The organism is Streptomyces sp. NRRL S-37 (genome assembly GCF_000721605.1).
GTDB lineage: Bacteria > Actinomycetota > Actinomycetes > Streptomycetales > Streptomycetaceae > Streptomyces.
Map to the genome: position 1 here is coordinate 55140 of NZ_JOIZ01000004.1, position 16866 is coordinate 72005.

The 16866-nt window shown below is 72.8% G+C and carries 12 protein-coding genes, 2 tRNA genes and 1 pseudogene; 9 read left to right on the top strand and 6 right to left on the bottom strand.

Features of this window, described 5'->3' with window-relative positions; translation table 11 throughout:
- Positions 1-75 precede the first annotated feature (75 nt).
- Positions 76-1005, bottom strand: coding sequence for an alpha/beta fold hydrolase (locus IH50_RS0105840; protein ID WP_030858008.1), 930 nt, complete (start codon positions 1003-1005; stop codon positions 76-78).
- Between the two features lie 197 nt (positions 1006-1202).
- Positions 1203-1303, bottom strand: a tRNA-Ser gene (locus IH50_RS41565).
- A gap of 33 nt (positions 1304-1336) precedes the next feature.
- Here IH50_RS41565 and IH50_RS43140 point away from each other — a divergent pair.
- Entirely contained in the window at positions 1337-1900 is a 564-nt protein-coding gene (locus tag IH50_RS43140; protein WP_267883268.1) for a DUF6416 domain-containing protein, read from the top strand.
- Positions 1901-2027: 127 nt separating this feature from the next.
- Here IH50_RS43140 and IH50_RS39390 read toward each other — a convergent pair.
- A pseudogene (locus tag IH50_RS39390) lies at positions 2028-2135 on the bottom strand (GntR family transcriptional regulator); the annotation flags it as partial.
- Positions 2136-2493: 358 nt separating this feature from the next.
- Here IH50_RS39390 and IH50_RS0105855 point away from each other — a divergent pair.
- Positions 2494-3282 carry a class I SAM-dependent methyltransferase gene (locus IH50_RS0105855; RefSeq protein ID WP_030858011.1) on the top strand — a complete coding sequence of 263 codons (789 nt, stop codon included), beginning with the start codon at positions 2494-2496 and terminating at the stop codon, positions 3280-3282.
- A 381-nt stretch (positions 3283-3663) separates the two neighbouring features.
- On the opposite strand, the gene IH50_RS0105860 is transcribed toward IH50_RS0105855, so the two are convergent.
- Positions 3664-3736: transfer RNA gene (locus IH50_RS0105860), tRNA-Arg, on the bottom strand.
- Between the two features lie 322 nt (positions 3737-4058).
- Here IH50_RS0105860 and IH50_RS0105865 point away from each other — a divergent pair.
- The 7 genes from IH50_RS0105865 (at position 4059) to IH50_RS0105895 (ending at position 12966) form a co-directional block, all read left to right on the top strand.
- Positions 4059-5669 carry a dynamin family protein gene (locus tag IH50_RS0105865; protein WP_030858012.1) on the top strand — a complete coding sequence of 537 codons (1611 nt, stop codon included), beginning with the start codon at positions 4059-4061 and terminating at the stop codon, positions 5667-5669.
- A gap of 3 nt (positions 5670-5672) precedes the next feature.
- The gene (locus tag IH50_RS0105870; RefSeq protein ID WP_030858013.1) at positions 5673-7520 is read left to right on the top strand and encodes a YfjP family GTPase; all 1848 of its coding nucleotides are present in this window, start codon (positions 5673-5675) and stop codon (positions 7518-7520) included.
- Positions 7521-7746: 226 nt separating this feature from the next.
- Positions 7747-8226, top strand: coding sequence for a single-stranded DNA-binding protein (locus IH50_RS0105875; protein WP_030858014.1), 480 nt, complete (start codon positions 7747-7749; stop codon positions 8224-8226).
- A 281-nt stretch (positions 8227-8507) separates the two neighbouring features.
- Entirely contained in the window at positions 8508-9917 is a 1410-nt protein-coding gene (locus IH50_RS0105880; RefSeq protein WP_030858015.1) for a Cys-Gln thioester bond-forming surface protein, read from the top strand.
- Between the two features lie 295 nt (positions 9918-10212).
- Entirely contained in the window at positions 10213-11877 is a 1665-nt protein-coding gene (gene ettA, locus IH50_RS0105885) for an energy-dependent translational throttle protein EttA (RefSeq protein ID WP_030858016.1), read from the top strand.
- Positions 11878-11881: 4 nt separating this feature from the next.
- Positions 11882-12304: an acyl-CoA thioesterase gene (locus IH50_RS0105890; RefSeq protein WP_030858017.1), complete on the top strand. Its 423-nt coding sequence runs from the start codon at positions 11882-11884 to the stop codon at positions 12302-12304.
- The gene (locus IH50_RS0105895; RefSeq protein WP_030858018.1) at positions 12301-12966 is read left to right on the top strand and encodes a hypothetical protein; all 666 of its coding nucleotides are present in this window, start codon (positions 12301-12303) and stop codon (positions 12964-12966) included. The genes IH50_RS0105890 and IH50_RS0105895 overlap by 4 nt, the downstream gene beginning before the upstream one ends.
- Before the next feature lie 14 nt (positions 12967-12980).
- Here the strand turns inward: IH50_RS0105895 and IH50_RS0105900 are convergent, their stop codons facing one another.
- The gene (locus tag IH50_RS0105900) at positions 12981-13952 is read right to left on the bottom strand and encodes an ABC transporter ATP-binding protein (RefSeq protein WP_030858019.1); all 972 of its coding nucleotides are present in this window, start codon (positions 13950-13952) and stop codon (positions 12981-12983) included.
- A gap of 169 nt (positions 13953-14121) precedes the next feature.
- Positions 14122-16845: an ABC transporter permease gene (locus IH50_RS0105905; RefSeq protein WP_030858020.1), complete on the bottom strand. Its 2724-nt coding sequence runs from the start codon at positions 16843-16845 to the stop codon at positions 14122-14124.
- Positions 16846-16866 lie beyond the last annotated feature (21 nt).

A 16866-nucleotide genomic window follows, 5' to 3' on the forward strand; every position in this document is an offset into this window, starting at 1 on the left:
CCCAGGTCTTGCCGCGAGGCGGAGAACGGCCGGGACCCCCGAGGGGTCCCGGCCGTTCCGTGTGTCCCGGCCCGCTCAGCAGGGCCGCGGCGCCGTGAGAGGGGCGGCGTACGACGACTCGACGGGGGTGCAGTACGGCAGGCCGTCGATGGGGCGGTCGGTGCAGAAGCGGCCGATCAGGTCGGCGGACTCCTGGCTGCGCTCGACCGTGACCAGGTGGTCCGTCTCCTTGACGGTGGTGAACCGTGCCGAGGGCATCGTCGCGGCGAGTTCACGGCCCATCTGAGGGGTGCACAGGGAGTCGTACTCGCCGGTGAAGACCAGCGAGGGCACGTCGGGCACGGGCAGGGGCTCGTAGCAGCCGTGCGTCACGAGCCTCGTGTTGTGCTCGACCGCCTTCCTGAGCTCGTCCGGCGTCTGGTTCATGAACTGCCGGCGGAGGAGACGCGCCACCGCCGCGTGCCTGCGGACCTTTCCGATGCCCGGGTTCGACATGAACAACTGGACCAGCCTTTCGGCGGCCCCCTCGATGTCACCCTGTTCGAGCGCGTGTGACACACGCGGTACGGCGTCGGTGTAGAGGCCGGGAAGACGGATCGCCGCGCCGGCGAAGACGATGCGCCGCACGGACCCCGGATGCCGCTGCGCGAAGCGGAGGCCGACGACCTCACCGAAGCAGCCGCCGAACAGGTTCACCTCGGGGACACCGAGCTCCGTCAGCATGTGCTGGACGGCGTCGGCGAGGAAGTCGATGCCGTAGCGGGCCGGCAGGAAGTCCGAGCTGCCGTAACCGGGCAGGTCCACGGTGATCAGCGTGCACAACGGCGCCAGCCACCTCTCGTGGCCCTGCCAGGAGTACCGGTTCTGCGACGACCCCCCGAGCAGCAGCAACGGAGCCGTCTGCGGTGCGCTCTGATGGACGATCCGGCACGTGTACGCGAAACCCTGGAAGGCGAGCCCTCGCTCCTCCACGGAGTCCTGGGCGGCGGGGACGGCAGTGCGCATGAACGGCTCCGGGAAGGCGAAAGACAGCGAACCGTTCCATGATTACCAGGAGTCCAGCAAATCCGCCGCAATCACTCCAAGGTGGGCGATCCAGTCATACCTGATCATGGATCGGAGTGAGGGGGCCCGGCCCGCCCGGAGCCGCGGTGCGCGGACAAGCGGAAAGACCGGCGTTTCCGCCGGCCCATGAGCGTCGGCGCTCCCCGGCAGGACTCGAACCTGCGGCCAAACGCTTGGAAAGCGCCTTGCGGGTTGTGTCCCACCCTCCTGATGACCTGTGGCTCTTCCTCGACTGAGCGGTATGTCGGTGGAGCTTTGACACGGATTCGGCATGCACTGTACGGGCGGCCCGTACGGTGTGAAGGTCACGCACACCGGCCGATGGTCTGCGGTGCCGGAGGTTGGGCCGGTCAGGGGAACGGAGCAGTCCCGGGGCGGGCTTGGAACGGGGCAGAATGAAGCCTCTCAAAGGCGAGACGTGGGGGTGGACGTGACGACGTATCTGGCTGAGGCTGATCCGCGGTGGGCTGAGCATTCCGGGGAAGAGGGGCACTACGAAGCTCCGGAATGGGGTCCCGAGGACTTGGAACGCGCCGCAGTGTTCCTGGCCGAGCTCGCCCCGCAGGCCCGGCAGATGTTCGAGTACCTGCTACGCAACCCCGGCCGGAGGATCCACTGCACAGAGTTGGTGGACAAGGCCCTGGGTGGGCCCAACGGGAGTGATCCGGCGCGACGCGTGGCAGGTGTTCTGTCCGGGACGAGCAAGGGGCACGGCAACAGTGGGCGGCGGTATCCGTTCTACTGGTGGGAGGCCCCTGAGGGAAGTGCGGGCGCAACGTACGCAGTCCGCCCCTCGGTAGCAGCGGTGTTCCTGGCCGCTCAGCTCGGAGAGTAGCTCCATCACCCGTGGCTTGAGGGCCGCTGGTCTCGTAGTAGCGCCTCGCTGGCGATCATGTGTCGTCGACGGGGCGCATGCCTTTTGAACCTCGCCCGGTGTGTATCAACCGCCCTGCGAGTAGCGGCTAACGGTTGATCGGAATCTCATAGACGATCTCGCAGTGAGCGGCGGGCACCACGATGTCCGCCGTCTCCACGGGCCGTCCCTGGTCGCTGTAGTACGTCCGGCGGAGCGGTCGTCCTGTTGGGTGGCGGCATGGCTGCACTCATCAGCTCTGCAAGTGGCCGACCCATACAGTCTTGATCTGCTCACCCTGCTCGGCAGTGATGACGCCGGCCTCCATTGCCACGGTCACGAGATCAGTGCCGGCCGCGGTCCCCGTCGTGGTCGATGGGGCGCCGGTGGAGCGGGGACCTGCGTCGGTGCGGTGTGTCGTGGTTTCCCGCGAAATCCGGTGGAGTCTCAGCGGCCGGTAGTGGTTGGGTCCTGCTCGATGCCTCGCCGACACGGCCCGGCACAGCGCGAGGCGCGAGGTTCGCATCGCAGGCGTGGTCCAGCCTGCGTGTCGTCGAGTGAGGGAAGTGGTCGCGGTGGCTGGTTATGGGGTGCTTTCCGACGTGTACGAGTGGCTGATCGGGGACGACAGGTCGACCCCCGCCGAGGCGGCCGCGGTGTACTGCACCGATGTCGTGGGCTCTGTGCCGCCCGGTGCGCGCGTCCTCGACTGCGCGTGTGGAACCGGCCAGCTCGCCGTCGGTCTCGCGCGTCTTGGCCTTGACGTGGTCGCCGCGGACGCCAGTGCGGGGATGGTTCGCCGGACCGAGAGGCTCGCCGGCGAGCAGGGTGTCCCGCTTCGAGCCCTCCGCGCGAGCTGGGACGAGCTGCCCGACCACCTGGAGGACTCCACGTTCGATCTGGTGTTCTGCGTCGGCAACTCGCTCGGGCACGCCGAGGGCGCAGCCGGGCGCCTGGCGGCACTGGACGCGATGTCGCGGCTGCTGAATCCGGGCGGACGCCTCGTGCTCACGTCACGCAACTGGGAGCTGGTGCGCTCCGCCGGCTCACGGGTGGACGTCCGCGATCGACTCATCCGCCGCAACGGCCGCGATGCGGTCGTCAGCTACTCCTGGCAGATCGAGCAGCGCTGGGAGCAGGAACACTTCCTCGAGATCGTGGTCGCCCGGATCGAGCCGGACGGGGCGGTGCGAGCCTGCTCGGAGCGGTTGTCCATCTGGCCCTACCGGTACGAGGACCTCGTGGCGCAGTTGCGGAGCGTCGGGCTCATGGTGCGGTCCACCACCTTCGACCCCGAGAGCGATGGATACGTGGTGGTCGCCGGCCGCGACCAGGCGCGAGGCACGTCCGAACCGGCGCACTGATCCGCTTTGCGTCGTTGCCGACCTGCCGACCTGCCGGCGCGCGACAGCCTGCAGCGGGTTCTTCGCTAAGTGTTCAGCGGTTGCTGCGGGTGCGGTCCTCGCCGCGCCGGCTCCCGGCCTGCGGACCGCGCGGCCTGCGCCGCCTCCACCAAGGCGTTCGTGATCCTGGACGGGACGCCATCGAGGCACCTGGTGCCGGTTGGTCCTCCGGCCGGGAGCTTCGACACGTGTGCGGTATGGCCATCCGTGAAAACCCGGTGACAGCCGAACGGCCCCAGAGTCCGCCCCTGAACGTCGAGAGGGCGTCCGGGGCTTCGTCGTGGCGGCTGGCACCGGGTCTGACCAGCAAAATGCCCTCCCTAAAGGGAGGGCGGAGACGTGCGCCCCCGGCAGGACTCGAACCTGCGGCCAAGCGCTTAGAAGGCGCCTGCTCTATCCACTGAGCTACGGGGGCCGGTGTGGTGGCCTGTCGTCGTGGTGCCCGGGGCCGGGCCTGTCCGTGACGTCGCCGGAGACAAGGATAGGGCTCCCGCATCCTTGTCCCTGTTGCCTCGCCTCCGTGGCTCGATGTGGAGGTTCGGTGAAGCGGTCCTGATAATCGCAGGCAGGTACGAATCGTGCACCGCTTTTGGTCTCTCGCGCCACCGGGTGTTGTGCACTCGTTATGCCTGGGGCGTGCATGCGTCACGGTCGTCCCTTCCGTCCCTTGTGTCCGGTCGGCGCGCAGGCATACTCATATGCTTCAGAATTCCCCCAAAATTGGGCATTCTTCGCATGTGGTGACCTTGGACGTACGGCCCCAGCTGCTCGACGCACTCTCCGCCCTGCGCGACCGTGTCGCCGCCGCACGCTTCCCGCTGCCCCTGGCGGGGGCCGCACGCGCGCGTGCCAACCGCGACGAACTGCTCGCGCAGCTCGACGACTATCTGGTGCCCCGGCTGAGAGACCCCGAAGCACCTCTGCTGGCCGTCGTCGGAGGATCCACCGGAGCCGGGAAGTCCACTCTGGTGAACTCCCTGGTGGGCCGCCGGGTGAGTGAGGCGGGCGTCCTGCGGCCCACGACCCGGACACCGGTGCTCGTCTGCCATCCGGAGGATCACCACTGGTTCAGCGGGATGCGGGTGCTGCCCGACCTCACGCGCGTATGGGTGCCCCACCACCGGGACCCCGCGGACGACCTGCTCCTGCCCGGCGAGGACCCCGCGCGGGTGCTGCGCGTCGAGACCGCCGACACCCTGCCGCCCGGCCTCGCCCTCCTGGACGCGCCCGACGTCGACAGCCTCGTCGCCGACAACCGGGTCCTCGCCGCCGAACTCATCAGCGCCGCGGACATCTGGATCATGGTCACCACCGCCGCCCGCTACGCCGACGCCGTGCCCTGGCACATGCTGCGCACGGCCAAGGAGTACGACGTCACCCTGGTGACCGTCCTGGACCGCGTACCCCACCAGGTCGTCGCGGAGGTGTCCCGGCAGTACGGCGCCCTGCTCACCAAGGCCGGGCTCGGCCACGTACCGCGCTTCACCGTGCCCGAACTGCCCGAGTCGGCCTGGGGCGGCGGACTGCTGCCCGCCACCGCCGTGGCCGCGCTGCGGACCTGGCTGGTCCACCAGACGCTGGATCCCGCCGCCCGGCAGTACGTGATGGCCCGTACCGCGTACGGCGTCCTCGGCTCCCTCGACACCCGCATGCCCGAACTGGCCGGTGCCGCCGCCGCGCAGTACGCGGCCGCGCTGCGGCTCACCGCCGCCGTCGAAGGGGCGTACGACAGCGAGCACGCGCGCGTACGGAGCCGGCTGCAGGCCGGGGCCGTACTCGCCGGCGACGCGCTCAGGCGGTGGCGCGCCTTCCCCCTGGACTGCACCCCGGGCGAACTCCTCGACACCCTGGTGGAGAGCCTGAGCGCGCTGCTGCTGTGCGCCGTCGCCGCCGCCGACGAGCGCGTCGACGACGCCTGGCGGCGCGAGCCCGCGGCGGACGCCCCCGAGCTCGCCGGGCGCGGTGCCGCGCCCGAGAGCGCCGAGCACCGCATCGGACTGGCCGTACGGCGCTGGCGGCGCGAGCTCGAGGAGTACGCCGAGGACGAGGTGCGGGAGCTGGACCGAAGCGCCGCGCCCGATCCCGAGACGGTCGCCGCGCTGGTCGCCACGGCGCTGCTGGGCGGCCGCCGGGCCCGGACCGCCGGGGAGGGGCTCGCCGAGCGGATCGGCGCGCACGGCGCGCTGCGGCTGCGCGACCGGGGCGGACGGCTGCTCGTCGCGTACGTGGACCGGGTCATGCACGCCGAACGCGAACGCCGGCTCGCCCCGCTCGACGCGCTGGAGGTGCACGCGGAGCCCCAGGCCGAACTCATCGCCGCGTTGTCCGTACTGCAGAAGGAGAGGTGACCGGTGACCGCCGTCACTGACCAGGACCACACCGAGCACCCCGAGCACCCCGAGCATCCCGAACACCTTGAGCACTCCGGCCGCGACGCCGGAGCACCACCCCGTACGGACACCGCGAGCCCCTGGGACGACGGGCTGATCGCGCGCCGGGTGAACGGGAGCGCCGACGAGGAGCAGGGCGGGGCGGCCGCGGCCCGTACAGCCGTGCCGCAGGCCGTGACCCCGCTCGCCCACGACCCGTGGCTGCGGACGCGGCTCGACGCGCTGCGCGAGCTGGTGGGGCTCTCCCGCGCACGGCTCGACAACCGGACCCTCGCCCAGGCGGGCCGGGTCATCGAGGAGTCCACCGCGCGGCGCCGGCTCTCCGGACAGCACACCGTCGTCGCCATCGCGGGCGCCACCGGCAGCGGCAAGTCGCAGCTCTTCAACGCGCTGGCCGGAGTGCCCGTCTCGGAGACCGGCGTACGGCGGCCGACCACCGCCGCACCCATCGCGTGCAGCTGGAGCGACGGCGCGGCCGGCCTCATCGAACGCCTCGGCATCCCGCCCAGGCTCAGGCGGCGCCCCCTCCAGGCGACCGCGGACGCCGACGAGCGGCTGCGCGGGCTGATCCTGGTCGACCTGCCCGACCACGACTCGGCGGCCGTGCAGCACCGTGAGCAGGTGGACCGCGTCCTGGGCCTGGTCGACGCGGTCATCTGGGTCGTCGACCCCGAGAAGTACGCCGACGCCGTGCTGCACGAGCGCTATCTGCGGCCCATGGCGGCCCACGCGGAGGTCATGTTCGTCGTCCTCAACCAGACCGACCGGCTGCCGGGGGAGGCCGCCGAGCAGGTCCTGGACGATCTGCGGCGGCTGCTCGACGAGGACGGCATCGTCCTGGGGGAGTACGGCGAACCCGGTACGACCGTGCTGGCACTGTCCGCGCTCACCGGGGACGGGGTCGGCGAACTGCGCGAATCCCTCGCCCGGTTCGTGGCCGAACGCGGCGCCCCGGCCCGGCGGATCTCCGCGGACGTGGACGTCGCGGCGGCCCGGCTGCGGCCCGTCTACGCCACCCGGCGGCGCACCGGGCTGAGCGAGGAGGCGCGCGAGGAGTTCGCCGACCGGCTCGCGGACGCCGTGGGGGCCACCGCCACGGGCGAGGCGGCCGAACGCGCCTGGCTGCGCAACGCGAACCGCGCGTGCGGCACGCCCTGGCTGCGGCTGTGGCGCTGGTGCCAGGAGCGGGGCGAGCCGTCCACCGGCCGGATCGCCCTGCGTGGCCAGCACGAGGAGGAGGCCACGGCCCGGCAGCGTGTGGAACAGGCGGTGCGCACGGTGGCCGACCGCGCCTCGGCCGGACTGCCGGCGCCGTGGGCGCTGGCCGTGCGGGAGGCGGCCGTACGCGGCTCCCAGGGCCTGCCGGAGGCGCTGGACGAGCTGGCCGTACACGCGGGACTGCCGCCGGGGAGGCCGCCGCGGCCCGGGTGGTGGCCGCTGGCCGTGCTCGTCCAGGTGTCGATGACGCTCCTTCAGTTCGTCGGCGGGCTGTGGCTGCTGGCGCAGATCATCGGGGTCATGGCGCCGAACCTGGGGGTGCCGGTGCTGCTGATGGCGATCGGCATCGTCGGCGGCCCGCTCGTCGAGTGGGGCTGCCGCATGGCGGCCCGGGGGCCCGCCCGGCGGTACGGGCAGGAGGCGGAGAGACGGCTGCGGGAGGCGGCCTCGGGGTGCGGCCGGGCCCGCGTCCTGGATCCGGTGGCGGCGGAGCTGCTGCGGTACCAGGAGGTACGGGAGCAGTACGGGCGGGTCGTGGGCACGGGGACAGGGGCTGGGGCAGGAGCGGGGGCGGGGGCCGGCCGGGGCTGATGCGGAGCGCCTCCTTCGGGTGGCGGGGGTGTCCACAGGCCGGCGGTGGTCCACAGCGCTCAGCGGACCCGGCCCGGCGCAGGCAGTCTGGCTTCGCGGTGGTCGCGGGACGGTCCGCGGCCGCCCTGCCGGACGGCAGCCGTACGGGACGGGCCCGTGCGCGTATCGGCCCGGCGCCGGATCCGCCGTGCGCGGCCGGCGGGTCCGGGCGAGGGAGGCGGACACGATGAACGAGACGATGGTGTGCGTGGTGGGCAACGTGGCGACGCGGCCGGTGTACCGGGAGACGGCGACCGGCCCCGCGGCCAGGTTCCGGATCGCGGTCACGTCCCGGTACTGGGACCGGGAGAGGAGCGCCTGGGCGGACGGGCACACCAACTTCTTCACGGTGTGGGCCAACCGGCAGCTCGCCACCAACGCGGCGTCGTCGCTGTCGGTGGGCGAACCGGTGATCGTGCAGGGCCGGCTGAAGGTGCGTACGGAGACGCGCGAGGGACAGCCGGGGTGGATGTCGGCGGACATCGACGCGGTGTCGATCGGCCACGACCTCGCCCGGGGCACGGCCGCCTTCCGGCGCGCGCAGCGACCGGAGCAGGCCTCCGTGCCGGAACGCCCCGAACCCAACTGGGAGAACGGGCCGGAAAATTCAGTGGCCGTGGACGAAAACACGTCCCAACGGCAGCCGGAACCGGCGACGGTGACATGAGGTCAGTGATCCGGCCTCGGTGCCGGCGCTGACCGAACCATGGCTTATCGGCGGATACGTACCGGAACATCCCGGGTGGATTTGTCGATAAGCCCTGCTCGAGACGGCTTCCGCGATAACGATTCCGAGTCGGATCACTCCTCCGACGCGATCATCGGCAAGCGCGCATCGCCGCCTCCTTAGGATGCCGGGCATGGCTCCCGGCACCCCCGGAGCCGGTGATTCTGCTGGTGGGACCGTCAGCCCCCCATGCCAACGGGTCCCGCCCGGGAAGGATTTCGGTGTTTGCTTCGTTCTCCGCGGGGCCCGCGCGCGGACGCGGGCCGGTCCGCGTCGCCGCAGGGGCGCTGGTGTCCGGACTCGTCACCACGGCCGTACTGGCCGGTGCCGGGAGAGCGGCCGCCGACGAGGAGACGGTGCCGGACCATGGCGGGGCGGCCGCGACCATAGAGGGACTCAAGACCTACGGCGCGGCAGTGATACACGGCGCCACCGGGGACCAGCAGGTGTCGGCGGGACTGTTCGAGATGTCCGTCGAGGGCGGCGGCATGCTGCAGACGTACTGCGTCGACATCCAGACGCCCACGCAGCAGGACGCCAAGTACCACGAGACCGCCTGGAGCGGGACCTCACTGGGCGTCAACAAGGACGCCGGCCGGATCCGCTGGATCCTGCGGAACTCCTACCCGCAGGTCAACGACCTCGCGGCACTCGCGAAGAAGGCCGGTGTACGCGGCCGGCTCACCGAGCAGGACGCGGCGGCCGGCACGCAGGTGGCCATCTGGCGGTACTCCGACGACGTCTCCGTGGACGCCGTCGACCCCCAGGCCGAGCAGCTCGCCGACTACCTGCGGAAGCACGCCCGCGATCAGGGGGAGCCGAAGGCGTCGCTGGCCCTGGACCCGCCGGCGGTCTCCGGCCGCCCGGGTGAGCGGCTCGGCCCGGTGACGGTGCGCACCGACGCGCGCAGCGTGACCATCTCCCCGCCGGCGGACGCCACCACGAGCGGGGTACGGATCGTGGACAAGGACGGCGAGCCCGTCACCACCGCCACCGACGGCGGCCAGGTCTTCTTCGAGGTGCCCGAGGACGCGGCGGCGGGCACCGTCGAGCTGACCGCGCAGGCCTCGACGACGGTGCCGGTCGGTCGTGCCTTCGTCTCCGAGAGCAGGAGCCAGACACAGATCCTGGCCGGCTCCAGCGAGTCGACGGTCTCGGCGACGGCGAGCGCCACCTGGGCGCTCAAGGGCGCGATACCCGCGCTGTCCGTCCGCGAGAACTGCGCCAAGGGCGGGGTGGACGTCACCGTCGCCAACCAGGACGACGAGCCGTTCACCTTCGAAGTGGCGGGCGCGGAGCACACCGTCGCGGGCGGCGAGTCCCGCACGGTGACGGTCCCGCTGAGCGAGGACCGGCCCTACGACTTCACGGTCACGGGCCCGAACGGCTTCGAGCGGCGCTTCACCGGCATGCTCGACTGCCTCACCCGGGCCGCCGAGACCGGCACCACCACCCACACCCTCACGGGCCCGGCCCCCAACCCCCTGACCGGCCCCACCGACACCAACCTCGCCGAGACCGGCTCCTCCGGCGCCACCCCGTGGATCGCCGGCACCGCGATCGCCCTGGTCGTCCTCGGCGGAGCGGGCCTGGTCCTCACCCGCCGCGGAAACGCCCCCTCCGGCGACTGAGACATCCCCGGTGCCCGGTGTGCCGGTGTCCGGCGGCACGAGGGAAACGGGGGCCGGAATCCGGTCGGCCGCGGCCGCGGCCGTTCCAGGGACGCCGCTGACAGGGCTGCCCGTGCCGCCCGGGTGAGGAGAGACGGCGCCGCCGACGGGGCGCCCGAAGGCGCTCGGCGTCGACCGGCAGCGAATCCCCAGGTCAGAGCCCTCCGGCCGAACGGGTTTCCCCCCGGGGGTGGCGGTCGGGCAAGATGGGGTGTATCTGCCCACTGCCTGATTTCAAGCTGCCGGACGGTTTCTCTTGGCTGAGTTCATTTACACCATGCGCAAGGCGCGCAAAGCGCACGGCGACAAGGTGATCCTCGACGACGTCACCCTGAGCTTCCTGCCGGGGGCGAAGATCGGTGTCGTCGGTCCGAACGGCGCCGGTAAGTCGACCGTTCTGAAGATCATGGCGGGGCTGGAGCAGCCGTCCAACGGTGACGCCTTCCTCACTCCCGGTTACACCGTGGGCATCCTGCTCCAGGAACCCCCGCTGAACGAGGACAAGACCGTCCTGGAGAACGTCCAGGAGGGTGTCGCCGAGGTCAAGGGCAAGCTCGACCGGTTCAACGAGATCGCCGAGCAGATGGCGACCGAGTACACCGACGAGCTCATGGACGAGATGGGCAAGCTGCAGGAGCAGCTCGACCACGCCAACGCCTGGGACCTCGACGCCCAGCTGGAGCAGGCCATGGACGCCCTGGGCTGCCCGCCCGGCGACTGGCCGGTCGCCAACCTCTCCGGTGGCGAGAAGCGCCGCGTGGCGCTGTGCAAGCTGCTCCTCGAGGCGCCCGACCTGCTGCTGCTCGACGAGCCCACCAACCACCTCGACGCCGAGTCGGTGAACTGGCTGGAGCAGCACCTCGCCAAGTACGAGGGCACCGTCGTGGCCGTCACCCACGACCGGTACTTCCTGGACAACGTCGCCGGGTGGATCTGCGAGGTCGACCGCGGCCGGCTGCACGGCTACGAGGGCAACTACTCCAAGTACCTGGAGACCAAGGCCACCCGCCTCAAGGTCGAGGGCCAGAAGGACGCCAAGCGGCAGAAGCGGCTCAAGGAAGAGCTGGAGTGGGTGCGGTCCAACGCCAAGGGGCGGCAGGCCAAGTCCAAGGCGCGTCTGGCCCGCTACGAGGAGATGGCCGCCGAGGCCGACAAGATGCGGAAGCTGGACTTCGAGGAGATCCAGATCCCGCCGGGCCCGCGCCTGGGCAACGTGGTCGTCGAGGTCAACAACCTCAGCAAGGCCTTCGGCGAGAAGGTGCTCATCGACGACCTCAGCTTCACGCTGCCGCGCAACGGCATCGTCGGGGTCATCGGCCCGAACGGCGCCGGCAAGACCACGCTGTTCAAGATGATCCAGGGGATCGAGGAGCCCGACTCCGGGTCCATCAAGGTCGGCGAGACCGTCAAGATCTCGTACGTCGACCAGAGCCGCGAGAACATCGACCCGAAGAAGACGCTGTGGGCGGTCGTCTCCGACGAGCTCGACTACATCAACGTCGGCCAGGTCGAGATGCCGAGCCGCGCCTACGTCTCGGCCTTCGGCTTCAAGGGCCCGGACCAGCAGAAGCCGGCCGGTGTGCTCTCCGGCGGTGAGCGCAACCGCCTCAACCTCGCGCTCACCCTCAAGCAGGGCGGCAACCTGCTGCTCCTCGACGAGCCCACCAACGACCTCGACGTCGAGACGCTCTCCAGCCTGGAGAACGCCCTGCTCGAGTTCCCCGGCTGCGCCGTGGTCGTCTCCCACGACCGGTGGTTCCTGGACCGGGTCGCCACCCACATCCTCGCCTACGAGGGCGATTCCAAGTGGTTCTGGTTCGAGGGCAACTTCGAGTCGTACGAGAAGAACAAGGTCGAGCGGCTCGGCCCGGACGCCGCGCGCCCGCACCGTGCCACCTACAAGAAGCTGACCCGGGGCTGATCTCTTGCGGCACCTCTACCGCTGCCCGCTGCGCTGGGCGGACATGGACGCGTACGGCCACGTCAACAACGTGGTGTTCCTCCGCTACCTGGAGGAAGCCCGCATCGACTTCCTGTTCCGCCCGGAGAAGGACTTCAAGCAGGGGTCCGTGGTGGCGCGCCACGAGATCGACTACAAGCGGCAGCTCGTCCACCGGCACCACCCGGTCGACATCGAGCTGTGGGTCACCGAGATCAGGGCGGCGTCCTTCACCCTCACCTACGAGGTGAAGGACGACGACCTCGTCTACGTCCGCGCGTCGACGGTGATCGTGCCGTTCGACTTCGAGGCGCAGCGTCCGCGCCGGCTCACCGCCGAGGAGCGCGAGTTCCTCCAGGAGTACACGGACGACCCCGCCGGTGAAGAGGAGGAGGCCGTCGCCGCATGACGGTGCTCCACCTCGCCGACGAGAGGGAGGCCGCGGACCTCGCGGCCTTCCTCTCCCGGCTGCTGCACTACGACCGTTCCGCCGCGGTGCGGCTGCAGGCGGCCGGCACGGCGCTCGCCGTCTTCGGCCGGCCGCCCTCCTTCGAGGTGCTCGCCGTGCGCGCCGTACGGCTCGTGAAGCCGTACGAGAACGGGCTCGACGTCACGCTGGACGTGACCGTGTCCGCCGGTGAGCTGCTGGAGTCGGTGGACGAGTCCGCCGCCACGGCCGCCGTGCCGGGCGCGGTGACCGGACCGCCGTGGGCCGGGGTGCTGCCGCCGCGCGGCGGCTGGCGGGCCGAGCCCGGACTGCCGGCGCCGCGGGAGCTGAGCGGGCTCGTCGCCGCGTCGGTCGCGGAGTTCCGTTCCCGTACGGAGGAGCTGGCGCCCGAGCTGCGCACCAGGGCCGAGCTCGACCGGATCGGGCGGGAGATCTGGTCCCGCACGGTCGCGGGGACCGGACTTCCGGTGCGGGCGGTGCACGCCGCCCAGTCGCTGGGGTTCCTGCGGGGCGGCGAACAGGGACTGTTCTCCTCGGGGTCCTGGCTCCGGCTGCGTACGCCCTACGGGTCGGTCGCCGTGCGCCGGGCGGGCCTCGGGGCGCTGGGCCTCAGCGTGCGCTGAGGCCGGTCCGCGCGCTAGGGGGTGTCGTCCGGGCGGACGGCGATGTGGTCGGGTTCCAGCTCCAGCGCGACCCGGTCACGCATGTGCAGCGCCTTCGTGTACTCGGCGGGGAGCTGGAGGCGTCCGGCGCGGTCGAGCATGGCGTACTCGCGGGCGACGACGGTCTCGTGGCCGGTGGCCGCGTCGACCTCGCTGCGCCGCAGCACCTCGGTGGAGGTGCGGCCGTCCCGGATGGCGACCGTGCGGCGGACCTCGCTCGCCACCGCCTGGTCGTGGGTGACGATCACGATGGTCGTGCCGAGCCGTTCGTTCGCGGTGCGGAACGCGGCGAAGATCTGCTCCGCGGTGTGGGAGTCGAGTTCGCCGGTGGGTTCGTCGGCGAGGAGTACGGAAGGGTCGCCGGCGAGGGCCACGGCGATGGCGACGCGCTGCTGCTGGCCGCCGGACATCTGATGCGGGCGGCGGTCGCGGCAGTCCGCCACCTCCAGCAGCTCCAGCAGTTCCAGCGCGCGTTCGGCGCGGGCCCGGCGTCCGGACCGGGAGCGGCCGCCGCGGCGGCCGGCGAGCTGCATCGGCAGGGCGACGTTCTGCGCCGAGGTCAGATAGGGCAGCAGGTTGCGGGACGTCTGCTGCCAGACGAAGCCGACGACCTCACGGCGGTAGGCGAGCCGGTCCTTCGCGGTCATCGTGAGCAGATCACGGCCGGCCACGCGCGCCGCGCCGGCCGTGGGGGTGTCCAGGCCGGCCAGGATGTTCATCAGGGTCGACTTGCCGCTGCCGGACGCGCCCACGAGCGCCATCAGCTCGCCCTCCCGGACCAGGAGATCGAGCCCCTGGAGCGCCTGCACCTCCACCCCGTCCGCGGTGAAGACACGGACCAGGCGGTCGCAGGTGATGAGCGCGTCATGGCCGTAGGCCGGGCGGTCGCGGTCGGCGGCGACGCGGCCGGCCAGCTCGGCCAGGGTGGGAGTGGGATGCGAGGTCATCGGGCGCCTCCTGGGCGGGAGTCGGTCGGTCGCGGTCGCGGACGTCCGGTACGCGGTGGGGGCGTCGGGGCCGCCCGCCGCCCTCCGGCCCCACCGGACGCCCCCGTCCCGGGTCCCGGATCGTCCGGTCCTGTCGGACGCCTCGTCCCGGGCCCCGCACCGTCCGGCCTCACCGGGCGTCCCCCACCCTCAGCTCCCGTACGGACCCGCGGCGCCCCGTCCACCATGCCTGCGCCACCGCGACCCCGACGGTCAGCGCCACGACCGCCAGTGCCGGCACCAGCAGCGACACCGGATCCGTGCGCAGCGCCGCCCGCCCCGCCGACGACGCGGTGGCGGGCAGGGCGACGGCGGTCAGGTCGATGCCGGGGGCGAGCAGCCGGATGGTGGCCCATGCGGTGAGCACCCCGCCCAGGGCCGCGAGCAGTGCCTGGGGGAGGGACTCGAGGACGAGCAGACGGCGCCCCTGGGCGCGGGTGAGGCCCATGGTGCGCAGCCGGGCGAGCAGCGCCGCCCGTTCGGGGGCCGCGCGCACCAGCGTCAGCAGCAGCGCGAGCACGGCGTAGCCGGCGCCCGCCGTGACCGCCGCGGCGTAGACGCGTTCGGCGCCGGACTGCAGGGGCGAGTCGACGTAGCCGGCGCGTTCCTCGGCGCGCAACAGGACCGGTGTCCCGCTGCCCGCCGCCGCCCGCAGCGCGGCCCCGTCCGGGTGGTCGCCGGTCGCCAGCAGCAGGGTCGGGCGGGCGGACCGGGCGGAGAGCCCCGACCGGTCCACGACCAGGAACTCCTCGCCGACGACCGCGGGGGTCCGTTCGCGCACCAGCGCGATCCGTACGGTGACGGAGGTGCCGTCCTCCATGCGCACCGGGAAGGGCCGGGTGCCGTGGCGGCCGGCGACCTCGGGCGAGGCCAGGGCGGGCAGGGCCTCCGGCGCCCCGGACGCCTTCAGCGCCTCCCGGTCGAAGGCGCCGATCCCGGTGTGCCGGGTGAGGGCGGCGTAGCCGGCCGGGTCGACGCCGGCCACCGGGACCGTCCGCGTGTCGTTCCCGGGCCGGGCGAACCGGGTGACGCTCAGCGCGGTGACCTCCCGTACGCCGGGGGCACGGCGGACCTGTTCGGCCAGGCCGGACGGCAGGGGGTAGGGCGACTCGACGCGGGCGTCGGCGCCGACGGTGAGCACGGCCGCGCGTTCCCGGGCGTCGTCCACACCGGTGAGCACGGACCCGCCGAAGGCGGCGGTGGTCAGCGCGGTCAGCAGCCCCAGCAGGGGCAGCACCGCGGAGCCGGAGGCGCGGCCCGCGCGGGCCAGGGACAGGTGACCGACCGCGCCCCGCAGCCGTCGTGCCGCCCGGGCCAGCCCGCGCAGCGGCAGCGGGTAGAGCCGTACGAGCACGAAGGCGGCGATCGTCCCCACCAGCACCGGGGCCAGGGACACCAGCTGGTCACCGGAGGCCGTCGCCCCGTTCGGCGTGCCGTGGGTGCGCAGCGCCACGACCGCGCCCACCGCCAGCGCGAGCAGGGTGACCTCGGCGACCGTGCGGCGCCGCGACGGGCGTGCCGAGACGATGTCCTCGCGGCCGCCGTGCACGCGCACGGACCGGTGCGCGGCGACGGCCCGCAGGGGCAGGGCCAGGCAGCCGAGGAGGGCGACGGCGCCCGCGGCGGCCCCCGCGTACTCCGGCCGGGCGCCGGGGAACGCGAGCCCGGCGGCCGCCAGCCCGAGGGCGGCCGCCGGCACGGCGACCACCGCCGTCTCGGCGAGCAGCCGGCCGGCGACACCGCGCAGGGATCCGCCGCGGGCGCGCAGCAGCGTCAGCTCGGCGCGGCGCCGGTCCGCGGCCAGTGAGCCCGCCATGACCAAGACCACGGCGGCGACCGTGCCGGTGCCGAAGGCGGCGACGGAGACCATCGGGCCGATGGCGGAGCGCAGCCCGCTGTACTCGGCGAGCACGTCGTCCAGTTCGGTGCTCGCCGTGACGTCGGGCGAGGTGGCCGTGCGCACCTGCTGGAGGGCCGGGCCGGACTCCAGGGCAGCGACGGCGGACTTCAGCCGGGCCGCGTCGTAGCCGTGCAGGGCGGTGACGGACGGGGCCAGCTGCCAGTAGCGCAGGGGCTTCGCGGCGGTGCCGAGCAGTGCCGGGGCGGCGTCCGGCGGGAGCAGTACGCGTCCCTGCCAGTACCGCCGCAGGTCCGGGTCGCCGGGCAGGGGGGTCAGGCCCGGGGTGCGCAGCAGGGGATCGGCCGACCAGTACGCGCCGCGGGGCTCGCGCGGCTCGACGATGCCGGTGATCCGGATCCTGAGCGGCGCGCGTTCCACGCCGGGGACGTCCAGGACGGAACCCACCTCGATGCGCAGGTCCCGGGCCGTGTCGGCGGTGACGGCGCCCTCGACGCTCTCCGTCGCCGCGGTGACGGTGCCCCGGGCCTCGGGCAGCCGGCCCTCGCGGGGGCGGGAGTGGTCGCCGAGCCCGCCCTGCGCGACGAACGTGAGCCGTGCGGGCAGGCCGTCCGGCCGCGGCAGCCAGGGCTCGTCCATCACCTGTTCCTCGAAGGTGCGCACCCCGTACGCGGACTGGTCCGGGTCGACGGAGAGGAGCCCGGGGGCCAGGGCGAGGATCTCGGAGTGGTCCGCGCGCAGCGCGTCCGCGCGGACGGCCGCCTCGCGTTCCTCCTGGGGCAGGTCGGCACCGGTCCGCGGGTCGGCCAGCAGCACCGTGGTGCGGTCGGGTCCGGCCGACCGCAGGGTCCGGTGCAGGCCCGCGTCGCCGTACCGGTCGACGGCGCGCGGCAGCGCGGCGGCCAGGAACGCGGTCACCGCCACCAGCAGGGCCAGGGCCAGCGCGGCGCCGGGGGCGGACCGTATCCGGGTGCGCACCCAGGGGGCGACCGTCATCGGTCTCGGGGACCGCACGCT

Excerpts from the sequence above, each read along its gene's own strand:
- IH50_RS43140 (WP_267883268.1), top strand. The coding sequence starts at position 1,337 with ATGCACTGTACGGGCGGCCCGTACGGTGTGAAGGTCACGCACACCGGC.
- IH50_RS0105900 (WP_030858019.1), bottom strand. The coding sequence starts at position 13,952 with ATGACCTCGCATCCCACTCCCACCCTGGCCGAGCTGGCCGGCCGCGTC.
- IH50_RS0105875 (WP_030858014.1), top strand. The coding sequence starts at position 7,747 with ATGAACGAGACGATGGTGTGCGTGGTGGGCAACGTGGCGACGCGGCCG.
- IH50_RS0105895 (WP_030858018.1), top strand. The coding sequence starts at position 12,301 with ATGACGGTGCTCCACCTCGCCGACGAGAGGGAGGCCGCGGACCTCGCG.
- IH50_RS0105840 (WP_030858008.1), bottom strand. The coding sequence starts at position 1,005 with ATGCGCACTGCCGTCCCCGCCGCCCAGGACTCCGTGGAGGAGCGAGGG.
- IH50_RS0105905 (WP_030858020.1), bottom strand. The coding sequence starts at position 16,845 with ATGACGGTCGCCCCCTGGGTGCGCACCCGGATACGGTCCGCCCCCGGC.